This is a genomic window from Phycicoccus sp. Root563, assembly GCF_001427915.1.
Taxonomy (GTDB): domain Bacteria; phylum Actinomycetota; class Actinomycetes; order Actinomycetales; family Dermatophilaceae; genus Pedococcus.
This window is the reverse complement of the sequence record NZ_LMGM01000001.1, coordinates 1,297,741-1,317,109: the sequence shown is the minus strand read 5'-3', so window position 1 is coordinate 1,317,109 and position 19,369 is coordinate 1,297,741. Positions and strand designations below refer to the sequence as shown.

The 19,369-nt window shown below is 71.3% G+C and carries 19 protein-coding genes and 2 tRNA genes; 15 read left to right on the top strand and 6 right to left on the bottom strand.

Going from position 1 to position 19,369, the window contains the following annotated elements; translation table 11 throughout:
• Positions 1-31: 31 nt before the first annotated feature.
• From ASD62_RS06180 to cimA, 6 genes are all read left to right on the top strand, one after another.
• On the top strand, positions 32-754 hold the full coding sequence (locus tag ASD62_RS06180; RefSeq protein WP_056915209.1) for a FadR/GntR family transcriptional regulator: 723 nt from the start codon (positions 32-34) through the stop codon (positions 752-754).
• A 20-nt stretch (positions 755-774) separates the two neighbouring features.
• Positions 775-2,142, top strand: coding sequence for a glutamine synthetase family protein (locus tag ASD62_RS06175; RefSeq protein WP_056915208.1), 1,368 nt, complete (start codon positions 775-777; stop codon positions 2,140-2,142).
• Positions 2,139-3,518 carry an aldehyde dehydrogenase gene (locus ASD62_RS06170; RefSeq protein WP_056915207.1) on the top strand — a complete coding sequence of 460 codons (1,380 nt, stop codon included), beginning with the start codon at positions 2,139-2,141 and terminating at the stop codon, positions 3,516-3,518. Before ASD62_RS06175 ends, ASD62_RS06170 begins: the two co-directional genes overlap by 4 nt.
• An 11-nt stretch (positions 3,519-3,529) precedes the next feature.
• Positions 3,530-4,297, top strand: a complete 768-nt coding sequence (locus ASD62_RS06165; RefSeq protein WP_056915206.1) for a 3-oxoacyl-ACP reductase — start codon at positions 3,530-3,532, stop codon at positions 4,295-4,297.
• 19 nt (positions 4,298-4,316) lie between these two features.
• Positions 4,317-5,042, top strand: coding sequence for a gamma-glutamyl-gamma-aminobutyrate hydrolase family protein (locus ASD62_RS06160; RefSeq protein ID WP_056915205.1), 726 nt, complete (start codon positions 4,317-4,319; stop codon positions 5,040-5,042).
• A gap of 276 nt (positions 5,043-5,318) precedes the next feature.
• A complete protein-coding gene (cimA, locus tag ASD62_RS06155) occupies positions 5,319-6,899 on the top strand; it encodes a citramalate synthase (RefSeq protein ID WP_056915204.1) in 1,581 nt (526 codons plus the stop codon).
• A 512-nt stretch (positions 6,900-7,411) separates the two neighbouring features.
• Here cimA and ASD62_RS06150 read toward each other — a convergent pair.
• Complete coding sequence (locus tag ASD62_RS06150) at positions 7,412-8,959, bottom strand: PAS domain S-box protein (protein WP_056915203.1); 1,548 nt, start codon at positions 8,957-8,959, stop codon at positions 7,412-7,414.
• 98 nt (positions 8,960-9,057) lie between these two features.
• Positions 9,058-9,537, bottom strand: coding sequence for a response regulator (locus ASD62_RS06145; RefSeq protein WP_056915202.1), 480 nt, complete (start codon positions 9,535-9,537; stop codon positions 9,058-9,060).
• An 84-nt stretch (positions 9,538-9,621) separates the two neighbouring features.
• Here ASD62_RS06145 and ASD62_RS06140 point away from each other — a divergent pair, with 84 nt between their 5' ends.
• Positions 9,622-10,302, top strand: coding sequence for a response regulator transcription factor (locus tag ASD62_RS06140; RefSeq protein WP_082552847.1), 681 nt, complete (start codon positions 9,622-9,624; stop codon positions 10,300-10,302).
• A gap of 90 nt (positions 10,303-10,392) precedes the next feature.
• On the opposite strand, the gene argG is transcribed toward ASD62_RS06140, so the two are convergent.
• Both argG and ASD62_RS06130 read right to left on the bottom strand, forming a co-directional pair.
• Positions 10,393-11,820, bottom strand: a complete 1,428-nt coding sequence (gene argG / locus ASD62_RS06135; protein ID WP_056915200.1) for an argininosuccinate synthase — start codon at positions 11,818-11,820, stop codon at positions 10,393-10,395.
• 114 nt (positions 11,821-11,934) lie between these two features.
• Positions 11,935-12,867, bottom strand: coding sequence for a hypothetical protein (locus ASD62_RS06130; protein WP_056915199.1), 933 nt, complete (start codon positions 12,865-12,867; stop codon positions 11,935-11,937).
• Positions 12,868-12,927: 60 nt separating this feature from the next.
• On the opposite strand from ASD62_RS06130, the gene ASD62_RS06125 reads away from it, so the two are divergent.
• Complete coding sequence (locus ASD62_RS06125; protein ID WP_157581377.1) at positions 12,928-13,857, top strand: SGNH/GDSL hydrolase family protein; 930 nt, start codon at positions 12,928-12,930, stop codon at positions 13,855-13,857.
• Positions 13,858-13,865: 8 nt separating this feature from the next.
• On the opposite strand, the gene ASD62_RS06120 is transcribed toward ASD62_RS06125, so the two are convergent.
• Positions 13,866-14,045 (bottom strand): hypothetical protein, encoded by a 180-nt coding sequence (locus tag ASD62_RS06120; RefSeq protein WP_056915197.1) that lies wholly within the window; start codon positions 14,043-14,045, stop codon positions 13,866-13,868.
• Between the two features lie 94 nt (positions 14,046-14,139).
• Here ASD62_RS06120 and ASD62_RS06115 point away from each other — a divergent pair, with 94 nt between their 5' ends.
• Both ASD62_RS06115 and ASD62_RS06110 read left to right on the top strand, forming a co-directional pair.
• A complete protein-coding gene (locus tag ASD62_RS06115; protein WP_056915196.1) occupies positions 14,140-15,093 on the top strand; it encodes a GlxA family transcriptional regulator in 954 nt (317 codons plus the stop codon).
• 20 nt (positions 15,094-15,113) lie between these two features.
• On the top strand, positions 15,114-15,884 hold the full coding sequence (locus ASD62_RS06110; protein WP_056915195.1) for a fumarylacetoacetate hydrolase family protein: 771 nt from the start codon (positions 15,114-15,116) through the stop codon (positions 15,882-15,884).
• 53 nt (positions 15,885-15,937) lie between these two features.
• Here ASD62_RS06110 and ASD62_RS06105 read toward each other — a convergent pair whose 3' ends face one another.
• Positions 15,938-16,621: a DUF2306 domain-containing protein gene (locus ASD62_RS06105; RefSeq protein WP_157581375.1), complete on the bottom strand. Its 684-nt coding sequence runs from the start codon at positions 16,619-16,621 to the stop codon at positions 15,938-15,940.
• A 137-nt stretch (positions 16,622-16,758) separates the two neighbouring features.
• On the opposite strand from ASD62_RS06105, the gene gltX reads away from it, so the two are divergent.
• The 5 genes from gltX (at position 16,759) to ASD62_RS06080 (ending at position 19,323) form a co-directional block, all read left to right on the top strand.
• On the top strand, positions 16,759-18,285 hold the full coding sequence (gltX, locus tag ASD62_RS06100; protein WP_082552845.1) for a glutamate--tRNA ligase: 1,527 nt from the start codon (positions 16,759-16,761) through the stop codon (positions 18,283-18,285).
• Positions 18,282-18,761, top strand: coding sequence for an SRPBCC family protein (locus ASD62_RS06095; protein ID WP_056915193.1), 480 nt, complete (start codon positions 18,282-18,284; stop codon positions 18,759-18,761). The genes gltX and ASD62_RS06095 overlap by 4 nt, the downstream gene beginning before the upstream one ends.
• Complete coding sequence (locus tag ASD62_RS06090; protein ID WP_056915192.1) at positions 18,761-18,973, top strand: DUF2945 domain-containing protein; 213 nt, start codon at positions 18,761-18,763, stop codon at positions 18,971-18,973. Before ASD62_RS06095 ends, ASD62_RS06090 begins: the two co-directional genes overlap by 1 nt.
• Positions 18,974-19,069: 96 nt before the next feature.
• A tRNA-Gln gene (locus ASD62_RS06085) sits at positions 19,070-19,141 on the top strand.
• A 109-nt stretch (positions 19,142-19,250) separates the two neighbouring features.
• Positions 19,251-19,323 (top strand) — tRNA-Glu (locus ASD62_RS06080).
• Positions 19,324-19,369: the final 46 nt, after the last annotated feature.

Below are 19,369 nucleotides of genomic sequence, written 5' to 3'. Positions count from 1 at the left end.
CGCGGATGCTGCCGGGGTATTGGATCGGAGCGTGAGCGCCGCCCCCCACACCTCCCTCCCGCTGGTCGTCCTGCGGGCAGCCTCGGGCAACGCGTTCGAGGTGACCGTCGAGCAGCTGGCCACCGCGATCCGGCTGGGGGTCTTCACCGACGGGGAGCAGCTCCCGCCCGAGCGCGAGCTGGCCGAGCGGCTGGGCGTCAGCCGCAACACCCTCCGGGAGGCGATCGCCGCCCTGCGCGACTCCGGCCTGGTGACCACCCGCCGCGGCCGCGGCGGTGGCACGGTGATCACCTACGCAGGGTCGGAGCCGGGCACCGGCAACCCGCACGTCCGGACAGGTGCCGCGCTCACCGACGCCCTCGACTTCCGCCGGGTCGTCGAGCCCGGTGCTGCCGCGCTCGCTGCCACCCGGGCCCTCTCGGCCGACCAGCGGGCGTGGCTGCTCGAGAGCGCCAAGGCGGCACGTCAGGCGCCCGACAACGCGGCCCACCGGTTGGCTGACAGCCGCCTGCACCTCGCCGTCGCCACCCTGTCCGGGTCCCCGATGCTCATCGAGGCCGTGACCAGGGCCCAGTCCGCCCTGCACGAGCTGTTGTCCGCGATCCCGGTGCTGCCCCCCAACATCGCGCACTCCAACGACCAGCACGACGCCGTCGTCGCGGCGATCCTCGGCGGCGACGCCGAGCAGGCGCGGGCGACGATGGAAGAGCACTGCGACGCCACCGCCGCCCTGCTCCGCGGACTGCTGGGCTGACGGACGACCAAGGAGGCACCGTGACGCACCCACCCACCCTGACGGTCGACGAGCTGAGGCAGGACATCGCCTCGGGCCGCATCGACACCGTCGTCGTCGCCTTCACCGACATGCAGGGTCGCCTGCAGGGCAAACGGATCCACGGGCAGTTCTTCCTCGACTCCGTGCTCGGGCACGGCACGGAGGGGTGCAACTACCTGCTCGCCGTCGACGTCGACATGAACACCGTGGACGGGTACGCCATCAGCTCCTGGGAACAGGGTTACGGCGACATGATGTTCGACCTCGACCTCGCCACCCTGCGCCGGACGCCCGGACAGCCGTACTCCGCCACGGTGCAGTGCGACCTGTCCTGGCTGGACGGGCGGGGGCTGGTCCGCCCGTCGCCGCGGTCGGTCCTGCACACCCAGGTTGATGCCGCCGCGGAGATGGGGTTCGTCGCGCTGGCCGGCACCGAGCTCGAGTTCATCGTCTTCGAGGAGACCTACGAGCGCGCCTGGGACCAGCGCTACCAGGGGCTCACCGGAGCCAACCGCTACAACGTCGACTACTCGATCATGGGCGGCACCAAGGTGGAGCCGCTGCTGCGCGAGATCCGCAACGAGATGTATGCCGCCGGCGTCACCGTGGAGAGTGCGAAGGGGGAGTGCAACCCCGGCCAGCACGAGATCGCGTTCCTCTACGACGAGGTCATCCGGACCTGCGACAACCACGTCGTCTACAAGACCGCGGCCAAGGAGCTGGCGGACCGGCACGGGCAGTCGCTGACCTTCATGGCCAAGTTCGACGAGCGCGAGGGCAACTCCTGCCACATCCACCTGTCGCTGCGCGGCACCGACGGCGGTGCGGTGTTCGCCGACGACAGCAGGAAAGGTGGCCGGTCCGCGTTGTTCGAGCACTTCGTCGCGGGGCTCCAGGTGACGATGCGCGAGATGACGCTGCTGTACGCCCCGAACATCAACTCCTACAAGCGTTTCCAGCCCGGCTCGTTCGCCCCGACGGCTGTCGCGTGGGGGACGGACAACCGCACCTGCGCGTTGCGCGTGGTCGGGCACGGGCACGGGCTTCGGGTCGAGAACCGCGTGCCGGGCGGCGACGTGAACCCCTACCTCGCGGTGGCGGGGATGATCGCCGGGGGGCTGCACGGCATACGGGAGGAGATCCCGCTCGAGGAGGCCTTCGCCGGCAACGCGTACTCCTCCGACAAGGACCGGGTCCCGTCGACGCTGCACGAGGCCCGTGACCTGTTCCTCGGTTCCGAGGTGGCCCGTGCCGCTCTCGGCGACGACGTCGTCGAGCACTACGCGCACGCGGCAGAGGTCGAGCTCGCGGCCTACAACGGTGCCGTTACCGACTGGGAGCGGATCAGGGGGTTCGAGCGGCTGTGAGCCAGGTCCTGCACGACGTCGTCAACCCCGCCACCGAGTCCGTCGTCACCAGCGTTCCCTTGGCCGGGATCGAGGAGGCGGACGCCGCCATCGCGGCCGCCGACGCCGCGGCACCGGCCTGGGCCACGGTGGCGCCCGCCGACCGGGCCCGCCTGCTGCGCAGCTTCGCCCAGTCCGTCGACGACCACCTCGAGGAGCTGGCGCTGCTCGAGGTCGAGAACTCGGGGCACACGATCGGCAACGCCCGGTGGGAGGCCGGCAACGTCCGCGACGTGCTGACCTACTACTCCGCCGCCCCCGAGCGCCTGTTCGGACGCCAGATCCCGGTGGCAGGCGGGCTCGACGTCACGTTCAAGGAGCCCCTCGGCACCGTGGGCATCATCGTCCCGTGGAACTTCCCCATGCCGATCGCCGGCTGGGGTTTCGCGCCGGCGCTGGCAGCGGGCAACACCGTCGTCCTCAAGCCCGCGGAGCTGACCCCGCTCACCGCCATCCGGCTGGGCGAGCTCGCCCTCGAGGCGGGGCTGCCCGAGGGAGTGTTCACGGTCGTCCCGGGGCGCGGAGCGGTCGTGGGCGAACGTTTCGTGACCCACCCGGCGGTGCGCAAGGTCTGCTTCACGGGCTCGACGGCCGTGGGCCAGCGGATCATGCGTGGGGCCGCCGACCAGGTGAAGCGGGTCACCCTCGAGCTCGGTGGCAAGAGCGCCAACATCGTGTTCGCGGACAGCGACCTCGAGAAGGCTGCGGCCACGGCACCGTACGGCGTCTTCGACAACGCCGGCCAGGACTGCTGCGCGCGCAGCCGGATCCTGGTGCAGCGCAGCGTGTTCGACCGGTTCATGGAGCTGCTCGAGCCCGCCGTCCGTGGTGTCGTCGTCGCCGCACCCGGCGACGAGGCGACCGAGATGGGACCGCTCATCAGCAGCGGGCAGCGGGAGACGGTTCGCTCCTACGTCGAGGAGTCGTCCGAACCCGTGGACGTCGCCTTCCGCGGCAGCGCCCCCGACGGGCCCGGCTGGTGGTACCCGCCCACGGTCGTCCTGCCGAGGGCCACCACCGACCGGGTCTGGCAGGAGGAGGTCTTCGGGCCGGTGGTCGCGGTGATGCCCTTCGACGACGAGGCGGACGCGGTCGCGAAGGCCAACGACACGGCATACGGGCTCTCGGGCTCGATCTGGACCCGTGACGTCGGGCGGGCCCTGCGGGTGGCGCGCGGCGTCGAGGCGGGGAACCTCTCGGTCAACTCCCACAGCAGCGTCCGGTACTCCACACCGTTCGGCGGCTTCAAGCAGTCCGGCCTCGGCCGCGAGCTCGGACCCGACGCCCTCGACTCGTTCACCGACGTCAAGAACGTCTTCATCTCCACCGAATCCTGAAAGGCACACCCATGGCAGGCAGGCTCGAGGGCAAGGTCGCCGTCGTCACCGGAGGGTGCAGCGGCATCGGTCTGGCGACCGTCCGACGCTTCGCCCAGGAGGGCGCCAAGGTCGTCATCGGCGACCTCGACGACGACGCGGGCGAAGCGATCGCCGCCGAGCTCGGCGGCGCCTACGTCCACTGCGACGTGACGGACCCCGCCCAGGTGGAGGTGTTGTTCGCGACCGCCAAGGAGCGCTTCGGCAGCGTGGACGTCGCCTTCAACAACGCGGGCATCTCCCCGCCCGACGACGACTCGATCCTCACCACCGGCCTCGACGCGTGGAAGCGGGTCCAGGAGGTCAACCTCACCAGCGTCTACCTGTGCTGCAAGGCGGCCCTGCCGTACATGCTTGAGCAGGGCAGGGGGTCGATCATCAACACCGCGTCGTTCGTCGCGGTGATGGGCGCGGCGACCAGCCAGATCTCGTACACCGCCAGCAAGGGTGGTGTGCTGTCCATGTCGCGCGAGCTCGGCGTGCAGTTCGCCCGCGAGGGCGTGCGGGTCAACGCCCTGTGTCCCGGACCGGTCAACACGCCGCTGCTGCAGGAGCTCTTCGCCAAGGACCCCGAGCGGGCGGCCCGCCGGATGGTGCACATCCCGGTCGGCCGGTTCGCCGAGCCCGACGAGATCGCCGCGGCGGTGCTGTTCCTCGCGAGCGACGAGTCGAGCTTCATCACCGCGTCCCAGTTCCTCGTCGACGGCGGGATCAGCGGCGCCTACGTCACGCCGCTGTGACCGGGCAGGACCGACCCCGATGACCCGGCCGGTGGTGGGGCTCACCTGCTACGTCGAACCGGTGACCCGGGGGCCCTGGCGCGACCAGCCCAGCGCCACGGTCCCGCACGCCTACGTGGAGAAGCTCGAGCAGGCCGGTGCGGTCGTCCTCGTCGTGCCACCGCGGCCCGACGGCGACCTCGAGGTCGCCCACGAGGTGCTCGCCCGCCTGGACGCCCTGGTGATCGCCGGCGGTGCCGACGTGGACCCGACCCGGTACGCCCAGGAGCGGCACCCGAAGGTGCAGGACCCCCGCGCCGACCGTGACGCCATGGAGCTCGCACTCGCCTTGGCGGCGCACGACCGCGGGCTGCCGCTGCTCGGGATCTGCCGGGGGATGCAGGTCATGGCGGTCGCCGCGGGCGGGCAGCTCGAGCAGCACCTGCCCGACCGGGTCGGGCACGACGAGCACTCCCCGAGCGATGGCGTGTACGGCACCCACCCCGTCACGACCGTGGAGCGGTCCAGGCTCCGGCAGCTGCTGGGCGAGACCACCGAGGTCCCGAGCTACCACCACCAGTCCGTGCTCACCCACCCCGGGTTCGTGCCGTCGGCCTGGGCCGCCGACGGGACCCTGGAGGCGATGGAGGATCCCGCCTCCCCCTTCCGGCTCGCCGTCCAGTGGCACCCGGAGATGGGGGACGACCCGCGGCTCTTCGACGCGCTCGTGGCTGCCGCCCGGGACCGGCGGGCCGAACGGGCCTGACCGGCATACGGACCGGGGGTTCAACCCGCGGACACCGCGTGCCACAGTGGTCCCGTGACCTCCTGGCACATGGCGACCACCATGGTGATTATCGACTAGCGCGACGAGACCTCCTCGTCGCGCAGACCTCCCACACCCGGGGGGTCTTTTGCTTTGTCAGGACCTCCGTCCGGCCACCATCCCCGGCCCCGGAGGCGCGACGGGGGAGAATGAACCACCAGGACCACACGGCACCAGCGACCCGACACCACCGATGACCCGACGGGAACCACCACGATGAGCGACCTGCACGTCTACGACACGACCCTGCGCGACGGAGCGCAGCAGGAGGGGCTCAACCTCTCCGTGTCGGACAAGCTCGCCATCGCCGTGCACCTCGACGAGCTCGGGGTCGGGTTCATCGAGGGTGGCTGGCCGGGCGCGAACCCGAAGGACACCGAGTTCTTCGCCCGTGCCCAGCAGGAGCTGCGGCTGCGCAACGCCACCCTCGCCGCGTTCGGCGCGACCAGGCGGGCCGGCGGTCGCGCGGCCACCGACCCGCTGGTCCGCGCCCTCGTCGACTCGGGTGCGCCCGTGGTCACCCTCGTGGCGAAGTCGCACGTGCGCCACGTCGAGACGGCCCTGCGCACCACCCTCGAGGAGAACCTCGAGATGGTGCGCGACACGGTGTCGTTCCTCGCCGGTGAGGGACGGCGCGTGTTCCTGGACGCGGAGCACTTCTTCGACGGGTATGCCGCGGACCGCGCCTATGCGCTCGAGGTCGTCCGCGCCGCGATGGAGTCCGGCGCCGAGGTCGTCGCCCTGTGCGACACCAACGGCGGCATGCTCCCCGACCAGATCGCCGACGTCGTCGCCGACGCCGTGGCGAGCACCTCGGCACGCGTGGGCATCCACTGCCACAACGACACCGGGTGTGCAGTCGCTAACTCCATGGCGGCCGTCGACGCGGGCGCGACGCACGTGCAGGGCACGATCAACGGGTACGGCGAGCGGACCGGCAACGCCGACCTCCTCACCGTCGTGAGCAACCTGCAGATCAAGCGCGGGCTGCCCCTGCTCGAGACGGACCGGCTGCGCGAGGCGACCCGGATCGCCCACTCCATCAGCGAGATCACGAACGTCCCGCCCTACAGCCGCCAGCCCTACGTCGGGGCGAGCGCGTTCGCCCACAAGGCCGGGCTGCACGCCAGCGCGATCCGCATCGACCCCGACCTCTACCAGCACACCGACCCCGTGCACGTGGGCAACGACATGCGGATGCTGGTGTCCGACATGGCCGGTCGCGCCAGCATCGAGCTCAAGGGCCGCGAGCTGGGGTACGACCTGTCGGGCGACGACGAGCTGCTCAGCCGGGTGCTCGCCAAGGTCAAGGACCTCGAGCTGCGCGGCTACACCTTCGACGCGGCGGACGCGTCGTTCGAGCTGCTCCTGCGTCGCGAGGTGGAGGGCAAGGGGTTCGACTTCTTCGCGGTCGAGTCGTGGCGCGTCATCACCGACGCCCGGGGCGACGAGGACGCGCTGTCCGAGGCGACGGTCAAGGTCCTCGCCGGTGGGGAACGCGTCGTCGCCACCGGGGAGGGCAACGGCCCGGTCAACGCGCTCGACCACGCCCTGCGCCAGGCGCTCAGCCCTGCCTACCCGGAGCTGGCCAAGCTCGAGCTCATCGACTTCCGGGTCCGCATCCTCGACGCGGCCCACGGCACCGACGCGGTGACGCGCGTCCTCATCGAGACCTCGGACGGAACGACGTCCTGGGAGACGATCGGCGTGGCCGGCAACATCCTCGAGGCCTCGTGGCAGGCGCTCGTCGAGGGCGTGACCTACGGCCTGGTGCGTGCCGGCGTCCCGGTGAGGTAGGCCCTCGCGCCGCTGGTGCCCCGGTCCTGACGGTCCGGTCCGGGCCGGGCCGGGACTCCGGCTGGGGCCGCGGGTCCGGCTGGGGCGGCGGGTCCGGCTGGGGCCACAGAGGTACCGGACATGGGACGAGCACCGGTCGGCCCCGGCGCAGGGGGTTGGAGGGGCCGATCGGTGCTCGTCACGACGAGCTCCGGTGCACGTGACGTGGGGGGATCACCGGGGCTCGTGGCACCAGTCTGGTCCAGTCCGCAAGGGACGAACCGATGCGGGTGTCGCATTTCGACTAGTGCATCGACACCAGGGGCTCGTGCTGGGGGGTGCAGGAACCGCGGATGTCGAGCGCCGACCGGCCCTCAGGGGACGCGGGCCGGTCGACGTGCTCCCACGATGCCTCAGCGCTGCCCGCCGAACCCGGTGCCGCGGGGGCATCTCCACTAGTGCAAGGGCACTGACCCACCAGCGCTGCGCCTCACCGTCCCGCGGTCCAGCGGTCGCGGGACGCCGGACCGCGGTCAGGCGTCGCTGTGGCCGTCATCCATCCCGTGCGCGAAGCCCAGGCTGGTGGTGCTGCGGCTGGCCGCCTCGGTGAGCCCCAGCCCGGCGCCCAGCCCGGGTGCTGACGTCGTGGTGACCTCCGGGCCCGGCAGCCAGAGCGTGACGAGCGTGCCGCCCCGGGGTCCGTCCGCGACGGTGCACCACCCGCCTGCCAGGGTCGCCCTGTCGCGCATGCCGGCCACGCCGCGGTGGCCGGGGGCCGAGACGGCTTCGCCGGGCCCGACGCCGTCGTCCAGGACGGTGACGTGCAGACCAGCGTCGAGGGAGTCGACCGTGACGTGGACGGTGCCGGCGCCCGCGTGCTTGAGGACGTTGACCAGGGACTCCTTGACGATGCGGTAGGCCACCGCTCGGGTCGCCTCGGGCATCACCGGCTCGTCGGTCCCGTCCACGCGGGCCTGGACCGAGGTGCCCTCGTAGATCTCGTCCGTCGCTCGCCTCAGCGCTCCTGCGAGACCGGAGTGGGCGAAGGACGGTGGCTCGAGGTCGAACAGCAGGGACCTCAGCCGCTCGGTGGCACCCGAGAGGGTCTCCTGCAGCCCGTCGAGCTCCGGGAGCAGGGACGGCGCCTGCTCGCGCAGCCGACGCCGGAGCAGCCCCATCCGCAGGTCGACGGCGGCGATCGCCTGCACGGGGTCGTCGTGCACGTCCGCGGCGATGCGGCTGCGCTCGGCGTCCTGGGCGTCGACCAGGCGGGTGAGCAGGGCGGTGCGCTGCTCGATGAGGTCGGCCATGACCTGGTCGGCCGCCACCCGTTCGCTGATGTCGCGCTGGACCGTGGCCAGGGCGAAGGGTTCTCCGGTACCGGGGTGGAACATGAGGAAGCTCGCCACGGCGACCGGGATCGCGTGGCCGTCCTGGTGCTTGAGGGTGGTCTCACCCTCGAAGTGCCCGTCCCGGACCACCGCGGGCTGCTCGATCTCGAGCGAGAGCACCAGGCCCTCCGGGGTGAGGTAGTCGGAGATGGTGGTGGTGGTGACGTCCGCGTCCAGGGCCATGCCGATCAGCGTGCGGCCACCGGGGTTGACGTAGGAGACCGTGCCGTCGAGGGCAGCGATGGCGATGAAGTCGGGCGAGGCCTCGACGAGCGCCTGGAACCGGATGAGGCGACCCGCGAGCTCGGCGGAGCGCCGGCGTTCCTCGAGCGCCACGCTCTCGGCGCGTCGCTGTTCCGTGACGTCGGTGGCGATGCCCACCGCCCCCGTGAGGACACCCTCGGCGTCGAGGATGGGTTCGAGGTGCAGTGCCAGCCGGCGCCCCTGGTGGGAACGTTCGTGGACGAACCGCTGTCCCGCGAGCACGGTGTCGAGGGCGCTCAGCCCCACCGCGTCGTCGCGGTACACCTCGTAGAGGTTCTGGCCGACCAGCTCGTTGGGCTTGAGCCCGAGGACGTCGAGGCCGGGCCCGACCGAGAGCGTGCACCGCCCCGTCCGGTCCATGCCGAAGACCACCTGGGGGCCGATGGCCGCGTCGGACTCGTTCGACAGCCCTGCGTCGTGCGCCATCCGGCGTTCCCCTCACGTCGTCCGCCCCGGTCCACCCAGCCCTCGGGCGCCATCGTAGGCATGGTGGCGGACCGGCACCACGGGTCGGTGTCGGTTTCTCAGGCTCCCAGCAGCATGCGCATGGCCCCGGCGCCGGAACCCGTGGCCAGCACGACTTCGCCGGCAGCGCACTGGGCGAGCACGTCGGGGAGGCTCTCGCCGATGCGTCCCTTGGCGAGGTAGCCCACCGCGCCGGCCCGCACCATGGCTGCCACGGTGCTCATCGACGTCTCGGCGGAGACCGCGACGACGGCGGGGGCGGGGTCCATCGCGTGGAACGCGGTGACTGCCTCCGGGCCACCACCCGGCATCCGCACGTCGAGCAGGGCGACGTCGACGGGGAACTCCTGGGCGAGGCGCAGCGCGTCCGGACCGTTGGCCGCTGTTCCCACCAGGGTGAACCGCCCGTCGGACTCCACCACGTGCACCATCGCGGCGAGCATCTGCGGGTGGTCGTCGGCGATGAGCACACGGACGGTGGACACGACCCCTGCCTGTCCTGGGATGAGGGCGACCGCGGCGGTCGTCAGGACGTCCATGATCCCGCTCGACAGGCGCAATCTGGCGGTGCGCGCGCGCCGCGGCACCTAGTGCATGGATACTAGGCGCGGCGAGGAGGGGACATGAGCGAAGATCATGGCGTGATGGAGCAGCCGCGCCCGGAACAGCCGATCAGGGTGCTGATCGTCGACGACCACGAGGTCATGGCCGCGAGCCTGGCCCGCGTCCTCGACGACGAACCCGACGTCGTCTCGGTCGGACTCGCCTCGAGTCTCGCCCAGGCGCGGTCCCGGGTGGTGTCCACCGCACCCGACGTGCTGGTGCTCGACCGACGCCTCCCGGACGGTGACGGGGTCGACGCGATCAGGGACCTCAAGGCCCTCCGTCCGAGCATGAACATCCTCGTCCTGACCGGGTCGAGCTCCGACGACGTCCTCGTCCGTGCGCTCGAGGCCGGCGCGGCGGGGTTCCTCTCCAAGACCCGCAGCCTCTCCGAGGTGACGGCGGCCGTCCGCGCCGCAGCCCAGGGGGAGGCCTCGATCTCCTCCGAGATGCTGGCCCGCCTGCTCCCGAGGCTCACCCGCGTGAGTGCGCCCACGCCGACGCTCACCCGGCGCGAGGAGGAGGTGCTCGGCATGCTTGCCCAGGGCCTGTCCAACGCCGCGATCGCCGCCGAGCTGACGGTGAGCGTCAACACGGTGCGCAACCACGTCTCCAACCTGTCCGCGAAGCTCGGCGCGCACAGCAAGCTCGAGGCGATGTCGATCGCCATCCAGCGCGGGCTGCTGGACCCGCCCGGCTGAGGCCCCACGCAGAACGCCGGTTGCGGGATTTCCCGCGCGATGGTTTCCCGCGGTATGCCGCGCAACCGGCGTTGTGCCGGTGGGACGGGATCAGTCGGTGCCGAACTCGATCGCTGCGCGGTCGAGCGCGTTGTCGTCCGAGTCTGCCTGTGCCGCAGCCGGATTCGAGGAGATGGCCTTGGCGCCGCCGGGCTCGAGGTCGCCCACGAGCGCCTGGTGACCGGCCACGAGCTGGCCCTGCGCGGCATACAGCTCGAGCTTGGCGCGGGAGTCCGCGATGTCGAGGTTGCGCATGGTGAGCTGGCCGATGCGGTCGACCGGACCGAACGCCGCCCCCTCGGTGCGCTCCATCGAGAGCTTCTCCGGGTGGTAGCTGAACGCCGGGCCGGTCGTGTCGATGATCGAGTAGTCCTCGCCGCGACGCAGGCGGAGGGTGACCTCGCCGGTGACCACGGAGGCGACCCAGCGCTGGAGCGACTCGCGCAGCATGAGTGACTGCGGGTCGAGCCAACGGCCCTCGTAGAGCAGGCGTCCGAGGCGACGGCCCTCGGCGTGGTAGCTCGCGATGGTGTCCTCGTTGTGGATCGCGTTGAGGAGGCGCTCGTAGGTGATGTGGAGCAGAGCCAGGCCGGGAGCCTCGTAAATGCCGCGGCTCTTGGCCTCGATGATGCGGTTCTCGATCTGGTCGGACATGCCGAGGCCGTGGCGCCCGCCCACCTTGTTGGCCTCGTCGACGAGGGCGACCGGGTCGCCGCCGAAGTCGTTGCCGTTGATGGCGACCGGGCGGCCCTGCTCGAACCGCACGGTGACGTCCTCGGCGGCGATGGACACCGACTCGTCCCAGAACCGCACGCCCATGATCGGCTCGACGATCTCGAGGCTCTCGTTCAGGTGCTCGAGGGTCTTCGCCTCGTGGGTGGCCCCCCAGATGTTGGCGTCGGTGGAGTAGGCCTTCTCGGTGCTCGCGCGGTAGGGGAGGTCGCGGGCGGTGAGCCACTCCGACATCTCCTTGCGGCCACCGAGCTCGGTGACGAAGTCGGCGTCGAGCCACGGCTTGTAGATGCGCAGCGACGGGTTCGCGAGCAGGCCGTAACGGTAGAACCGCTCGATGTCGTTGCCCTTGTAGGTGGAGCCGTCGCCCCAGATGTCGACGCCGTCGTCCTTCATGGCGCGCACGAGCAGGGTGCCCGTCACGGCGCGGCCCAGCGGGGTCGTGTTGAAGTACGTGCGGCCGCCGCTGCGGATGTGGAACGCCCCGCACGCGATCGCGGACAGTCCCTCCTCGACGAGGGGGCGGCGGCAGTCCACGAGGCGGGCGAGCTCGGCGCCGTACTGTCCGGCGCGGTCGGGGACCGTGTCGATCTCAGGCTCGTCGTACTGGCCGAGGTCGGCGGTGTAGGTGCAGGGGATCGCCCCCTTCTCGCGCATCCAGGCGACTGCGACAGAGGTGTCCAGACCGCCTGAGAAGGCGATCCCGACACGTTCACCAACGGGCAAGGACGTCAGAACTTTGGACACGGCGTCCAGACTAGGGCCACCGCGCCCGGTGCCACGAAGCGGACCAGCACGCGGGCGGGTGCCTCCGGGGTGGAGGCCCCAGGCGGTCCCCACCGCTGGTCGCGAGCCCTGCCGTCAGGCGGGCGTTGCGCCCGGGGCCTCATCCGGGACCGCGTCGGTGACCGCGCCGGTGACCGCGTCGATGGCGCCGACCAGCCGGCCCCGCAGGGCCTGGCCGCGGTCGGCGAACCCGCGCTGCGCGGCGGCATACTCGGCCCGTCCGGCGGGGGTCTCGATCCGCACGGGTTCGTACCCCAGGGCGCTGAGGTCGTAGGGGGAGGCCCGCATGTCGAGCTCGCGGATCGCCCGGGCGTGGTCGAAGCAGTCGAGGACGAGGTCGCCGGGGATCGCGGGGGCGAGCTTCATCGCCCACTTGTAGAGGTCCATGCCGGCGTGGAGGCAGCCCGGCTGCTCGAGCGCGACCTGGGTCTCGCGCGTCGGCTGGAGCAGGTTGAGCGAGCGCGCCGGGGGCGTGTAGAACCGGAACGCGTCGAAGTGGGTGCACCGGATCTGCTGGCCCCGCACCACGTCGTCGGTGGCGTCGGCACCCAGGCGCAGCGGCCAGTCGGCGTGCCGCACCTGCTCCGGGGTCTGCTGGTAGACCATCGCCCACTCGTGCAGCCCGAAGCACCCGAGCTGTGCCGGCCTGGTGGCGGTGGCGGTGATCAGGTCCCGCACGAACTCCAGCGTCCGGCCCCGTGCCTCGACGTATGCCGCGACGTCCAGCTCGAGGTCCGCCCCCACCGCGCGGTAGTGCTTCCACTGCGCCCGGGGGAGCGCTGCCGCGTCCTCGAGTCGGACCCCCGGGCCCGGGTGCCAGCGGCGCAGGAGGGCCGGGCGGAACGGGTAGTAGGTGAACAGGAAGTCCTCGACCGGGTGGGCCACCTGCTCGCCCCTCCGTGCGCGGTGACCGGCCGTGGCGTCGTCGGCACGGCGCTCGTGGTCGGCCTCGAGGGCCTGCCACTGCGCTCGGGACAGGGCCCGGCTCGGCGTCGAAGTGGTCTGCATCGCCGCAGCAGGGTAACCCGGACGGACCGGTTCCCAGCCGGGCGTGGCACCGTGGTGACCATGAGCAGACGGACCCTGGCGGCGGCGCTGGCCGCGCTCGCGCTGCTGCTGGGGGCAGGCGCCGTCGTGGGCCTCACCACGGGTGGGGCGGGCGGGGGACGACCCAGCCCGTCGGCTGCGTCGTCGTCACCGGGCGGCACCGCCTCGACGCAGCCGCCCGGCGCCACCGCCACGAGGAGCGCACCGGCCGCCGGCACCGGGTACTACGTCGCGCTCGGCGACTCGCTCGCGGCCGGTTTCCAGAACGGCGCCGACCACCGGGCGGCGGGCTACGTCGGCGCGGTGCGCACCGCCGTCGAGAAGCGCGACGGCCCGACAGAGCTGGTCAACCTCGCCTGCTCGGGAGAGACGACGACGTCGATGCTCGAGGGTGGCGGTTGCCGCTACGACGCCGGCAGCCAGCTCGCGGAGGCGGAGAAGTTCCTGCGCAGTCACGCGGCGGACGTGCACCTCGTGACCGTGGACATCGGGGGCAACGACGTGGCCCGGTGCGGGTTCGGTGGGTTGAAGCCGTCCTGCACGAAGCCGGCGCTCGCGACCCTGTCCGAGAACCTGCCGCAGATCACGCGTCGTCTTCGCGCTGCCGCGCCGCGCGCCGAGGTCGTGGTCCTCAACTACTACGACCCGTTCCTCGTCCTCGACCTGCTGGGCGACGCGGGTCTGGGCCAGCAGTCGGTCAAGGAGCTGGCCAAGGTCAACGCTGCGATCTCCAGCAGTGCCAAGCGCGTCGACGCCCGCGTCGCCGACGTGGCGACCGCGTTCCAGACGACGGTGACGACACCGACGACCGTCAAGGACCTCGGAAGGCTGCCCACCAACCTGGCGCGCATCCTCCAGTGGACGTGGATGGCTCCGCCACGGTTCGACTTCCACGCCAACGACCTCGGGTATGCCGTGATGGCCGGCGCGGTCACGAAGCAGCTGCGCTGACGAGCCCGTCAGGCGCGGTGGGCCTCGACGTCGTGCAGGACGCGGTCCACGTCGTGGTCGAGGTCGGTGAAGGCGATGGTGGAGTCCGCGCCGTGGGGGGCGTGGGGGAGGGCCCAGGTCCGGCGGTGGTGCCGTTCGAGGGCGACGACGAGGGTGGCGACGAAGGCCAGGAGCAGGATGATGGTCATGTCAGTAATCATTCGCTCGGCCGTATCCCGCCACGAGTGGCAGAACTGACGAGGTCTGCATGATTTCTGCCAGTGATCGTGCCATGATGCCGGTATGGCGCTCACGACGATCGCGGCCCTGGCCACGAACCCCATGGCGATGTTCGAGATGTCCGTGGCCTGCGAGGTCTTCGGGCTCGACCGCACCGATGACGGCGTCCCGCCGTTCAGCTTCATCACCTGTGGCGAGCAGGCCGGGCAACCCGTCGCCACGACCAGCGGCGGCCACTTCGTCCCGAGCCACGGCTGGGCCGACGCCGTCGACGCCGACCTGGTGGTGATCCCGGCCGGCGGGGTCCGCGACAGCTATCCCGAGCCCCTGCTCGAGACGATCCGGGAGGCTCACCGGCGGGGAGCGACCATCCTGTCCATCTGCACCGGCGCCTTCGTCCTGGGGGAGACCGGTCTGCTCGACGGCCGCAGTGCCGTGACGCACTGGCGCTACGCGCAGGAGTTCGCCCGTCGCTTCCCGCGGACGAGGGTCTCGATGGACGTCCTCTACATCGACGAGGGCTCGATCATCACCGGCGCCGGCACCGCGGCGGGCATCGACGCGTGCCTGCACCTCGTCCGGCGCGAGCTCGGGTCGGCTGTCGCCACGCGGATCGCCCGACGCATGGTGGTCCCGCCGCAGCGCGACGGCGGTCAGCGGCAGTACGTCGAGTCACCGCTGCCGGAGACCAGCTGCGAGAGCATCCAGCCGGTCCTGGACCACATCACCGAGAAGCTCGACGAACCGCACACCGTCCCAGACCTCGCCCGCCTGGCGATGATGTCGGAGCGCACGTTCGCCCGTCGCTTCGTCGCCGAGACCGGCACGACGCCGCACCGGTGGATCGTCCAGCAGCGGGTGCTGCGCGCCCGCGAGCTGCTGGAGCAGACCGACCTGCCCGTCGACTCGGTGGCCTCGCACAGCGGGTTCGGGTCGGCGGCGTTGCTGCGCACGCACTTCCAGTCGGTCGTGGGCACCTCCCCCCAGCGGTACCGCCGGGAGTTCTCCGCGCGCTGACCGCCGATAGGCTCGGTCCCATGCGCATCGCGAGATTCACGACGGGTGAGGACCCGGTCTTCGGACTGGTCGACGGGGCTGGGGAGAAGATCGCCGAGATCACCGGCGACCCCCTCTACACGAAGATCGAGCTGACGGGGGCGACCCACCTCGTCGAGGACGTACGCCTCCTCGCGCCGGTCATCCCGCGCAGCAAGGTCATCGGCATCGGCAAGAACTACGCCGACCACGCGAAGGAGATGGGTGGTGAGGCGCCGGCCGAGCCGCTGATGTTCCTCATCCCCAACACCGCCGTCGTGGGCCCCGGTGAGCCGGTCGTGCTGACGTCGCTCACCTCCGAGGTCCACTACGAGGGCGAGCTCGCCGTCGTCATCGGCCGGCTCTGCAAGGACATCGAGCCCGAGGAGGTGTCGAAGGTCGTGTTCGGCTACACCTGCGCCGACGACGTCACCGCCCGCGACCTGCAACGCGGCGACGGCCAGTGGGCCCGCGCCAAGGGCATGGACACGTTCTGCCCGATCGGCCCGTGGATCGAGACCGACCTCGACCCGTCCGCCCTGTCGATCCGCACCCGCCGCGACGGCGAGCTCGTCCAGGACGGCACCACCGCCGACATGGTCCACGACGTCGCGACCCTGGTGTCCCACGCCTCCAAGGCGTTCACCCTCCTGCCCGGCGACGTCATCCTCACCGGCACCCCCGCGGGGGTCGGCCCGGTCGAGGGCGGCCAGCGCGTCGAGGTCGAGATCGAGGGCATCGGCACGTTGTCCAACCCGTTCGTCCGCCGCTGAGGCGAGGTATGGCGCGGGGCCGGCCCCGCGCCATACCGGTCACCTGCCAGGGCTCACCCGTCGAGGTCGGGGGTGCGTCGCAGCCACCACTCGGCGAAGGCCACGTGCATCGACAGGCCCAGCCAGAACGCGATGCCGAAGGTGGCGCGGACGGGCATGGTCTCGTCGCCCATCCCCAGCAGACCGATCTGGATGCCCGTGAAGAGGCCGACCCAGATCCTGATCGTCGCCACGCCCAGCCCCACGGCGAAGGCCCGGACCATCCAGCGGCGGTGCTGCGGCACCTGACCCCTGCGGATCGCCCGGAAGGCGAGCAGCAGGGCCACCACGAACCACGACCCGAACACCAGTGTCGCGGTCGTCTCCGCGCCGCCGCCCCACGCGAACACCACCCCCAGCACGACCGACAGCACGCCTGAGAGCAGCGCGCAGCCGAGCAGGACCCGGCCGAGCCTGCGGTGCAGCCGGTAGTGGCGGCTGCGGAACCGGTGCGAGAGCTGGAGGGGCGCACCGAGGAGGTACACGACGCCCGGCACGATGTGGCCGTAGGCGAGCCAGGGGTGGGCGACGTACTTCTCCGTGAGGTCGTCGTCCGGGACGGTCCCGGCCACGATGTGGGGGACGTCGGTGGCGAGCCGGCGCGCGAAGAAGACCATGATGATCGTCACGAGCACGGCGATGACGACGCCCAGCGGCCGCACCGGTGCCTGTCGTCCCTGCTCCGCCGTCGTCCCCACGGAGGCAGTCTGGGCCGATCCGGGCCGAAAAGCCACGGTTCGCCCGTGATCGGTGCACCGGGGGAGGGGCTGCTCGACCGACGCCCCCGACCGCCGAGGAGGCGCTCGCGGTCGGGCTCCCTAGAATCAGGTCCACCATGAGTGAGCAGACCCCCACCGCCCCCCGCCTCCGCGTCGCCCCGTCACCGACCGGTGACCCGCACGTCGGCACCGCCTACATGTCGCTGTTCAACCTCGCGTTCGCGCGGCAGCAGGGCGGTGCGTTCGTCCTGCGCATCGAGGACACCGACCGTGCGCGCTTCCGGGAGGACAGCGAGCAGCAGGTCTTCGACACGCTGCACTGGCTGGGGCTGCAGTGGGACGAGGGCCCCGACGTCGGCGGCCCGTACGCGCCGTACCGGCAGTCCGAGCGGCTGGACACCTACCGCCCGTACGTCGAGCGGCTCCTGGCCGAGGGCCGTGCGTACCACTGCTGGTGCTCCACCGAGCGGCTCGCGACGATGCGCGAGATCCAGCAGAAGTCCAAGCTGCCGACCGGATACGACCGGTTGTGCCACGGCAAGACGCGCGAGGAGCGAGCCGAGCTGCCCGGGTTTTCCGAGACGCCCGTCGTCCGCATGCTCGTCCCCGACGACGTCGAGCTGCAGTTCGAGGACCTGATCCGCGGCCGGGTCTCCGCTCCGCGCCCCGACGACCAGGTGATCCTCAAGGCGGACGGGTTCCCGACCTACCACCTCGCCGTCGTCGTCGACGACCACGAGATGGGCATCACCCACGTCGTCCGCGGCGAGGAGTGGATCTCCAGCACCCCCAAGCACATCCTGCTCTACCGCTGGCTCGGGCTGGAGCCGCCGAAGTGGGCGCACATGCCCCTGCTGCGCAACACCGACAAGTCGAAGATCTCCAAGCGCAAGAACCCCGCCGCGCGCCTGACGTGGTTCCGCGAGGAGGGCTACCTGCCCGAGGCCCTCGTGAACTTCCTTGCCCTGCTTGCCTATCCGCCGAAGGAGGGCGAGGGTGGCGAGGACGTCGAGGTCTTCAGCTTCGAGGAGTTCTCCGCCGACTTCGACTGGCGCAAGGTCAACCCGGTCGGCCCGATCTTCGACCTCAAGAAGCTCGAGTGGCTCAACGGTGTGCACATCCGCGGGCTCGAGGTCCGCGAGCTCGCGTCCCGGCTGCTGCCGTACCTCGAACGGGCCGGCGTCCTGTCGGGCAACCCGAGCCTGGGCGAGCTCGCCCGACTCGAGAAGGTCACCGAGCTGATCCAGACGCGCATGGCCCTGCTGACCGAGGCGGCGGCCCTGGTCGGCCCCTTCTACGTGGCGGACGACGCCCTGGAGATCGCGGACGACGCGCGCTCCCAGCTGAAGGACGACGCGGGAGAGGTCCTCTCCGCCGCCGTCACGGCTCTGGGTGCCGTGGACGACACCGCCACCGGCCTCCTGGGTTCCGAGAGCGGGTGGAGCGCGGCCGCCATCGAGGCAGCGCTGCGCGCGGCGATCGTCGAGGGCATGGGCATCAAGCCGAAGTTCGCGTTCGGCCCGCTGCGCACCGCGGTCTCGGGGCAGCGGATCAGCCCGCCGCTGTTCGAGTCCATGGAGATCCTCGGCAAGGCCTCGACTCTCGCCCGGCTCACCCGCCTGCGCGACGAGCTGTCCGCATGAGCGGCTCCGGCCGGGTCGTCTCGTCGTCGATCGTGGTCGAGGCGCCGCCCGAGGTCGTCTTCGCGATCCTCGCCGACCCGCGCCAGCACGCAAGGATCGACGGATCGGGCTCGGTGCGCGACACCGTGTCCGGCCCCGAGCGCCTCAGCCGTGGCGCCACCTTCGGCGTGGACATGAAGCTCGCCGGGCTGCCGTACCGCATCAGCAACCGGGTCGTGGAGTTCGAGGAGGGCCGACGGATCGCCTGGCGCCACTTCGGCGGTCACCGCTGGCGCTACGAGCTCGAGCCCGAGGGCGACGGAACCCGCGTGACCGAGTCCTTCGACTACTCCATGTATGCCGCGCCGCAGCGGCTCCTCATCGAGGCGCTGGGCTTCCCCGGACGCAACCGACGGGGCATCGAGGAGACCCTGCGGACCCTCAAGGTGGTCGCGGAAGCCGATGGCCGTGAGCCCGTTCGAGAAGGCGGGTCCTGATGGCCCTGCGCAGGGGAAGCAACGTCTCGTGGTCCTGGGGTCAGGGAGTGGCCGAGGGCACGATCGCCGAGGTGCACCACGACTCGGTCACCCGGACCGTCAAGGGGTCGCAGATCACGCGCAACGGCAGCGACGACGACCCCGCCTACGTCATCGAGCAGGAGGACGGGACGACCGTCCTCAAGCTCCGCAGCGAGCTGCGCGAGTCCTGATCGGGAGCCGATTTGGGCGGGGTGGGGCAGACCGGTAGTATCGCTTCTCGGTTCACTCCCTGAAGGCCTTCGGGCGCGCTGGGCGTGATACCCCCTTGGGGTATGGTGTAATTGGCAACACTACGGTTTCTGGTACCGTCATTCTAGGTTCGAGTCCTGGTACCCCAGCTCAGGCGCAAGTCCCTTGGGACACACGCCGATTCGGAGAATTCCCTCACTGTTCGGTAAGGTTCTCTCCGCTGCCCGGAGCCGCAAGGCGCCGGGCGAAACCAGCTAGGGCCCCGTTGTGTAGCGGCCTAGCACGCCGCCCTCTCAAGGCGGTAGCGCGGGTTCGAATCCCGTCGGGGCTACTCGCAGAAGGCCCCCGCCCACCAGGGCGGGGGCCTTCGCGCATGT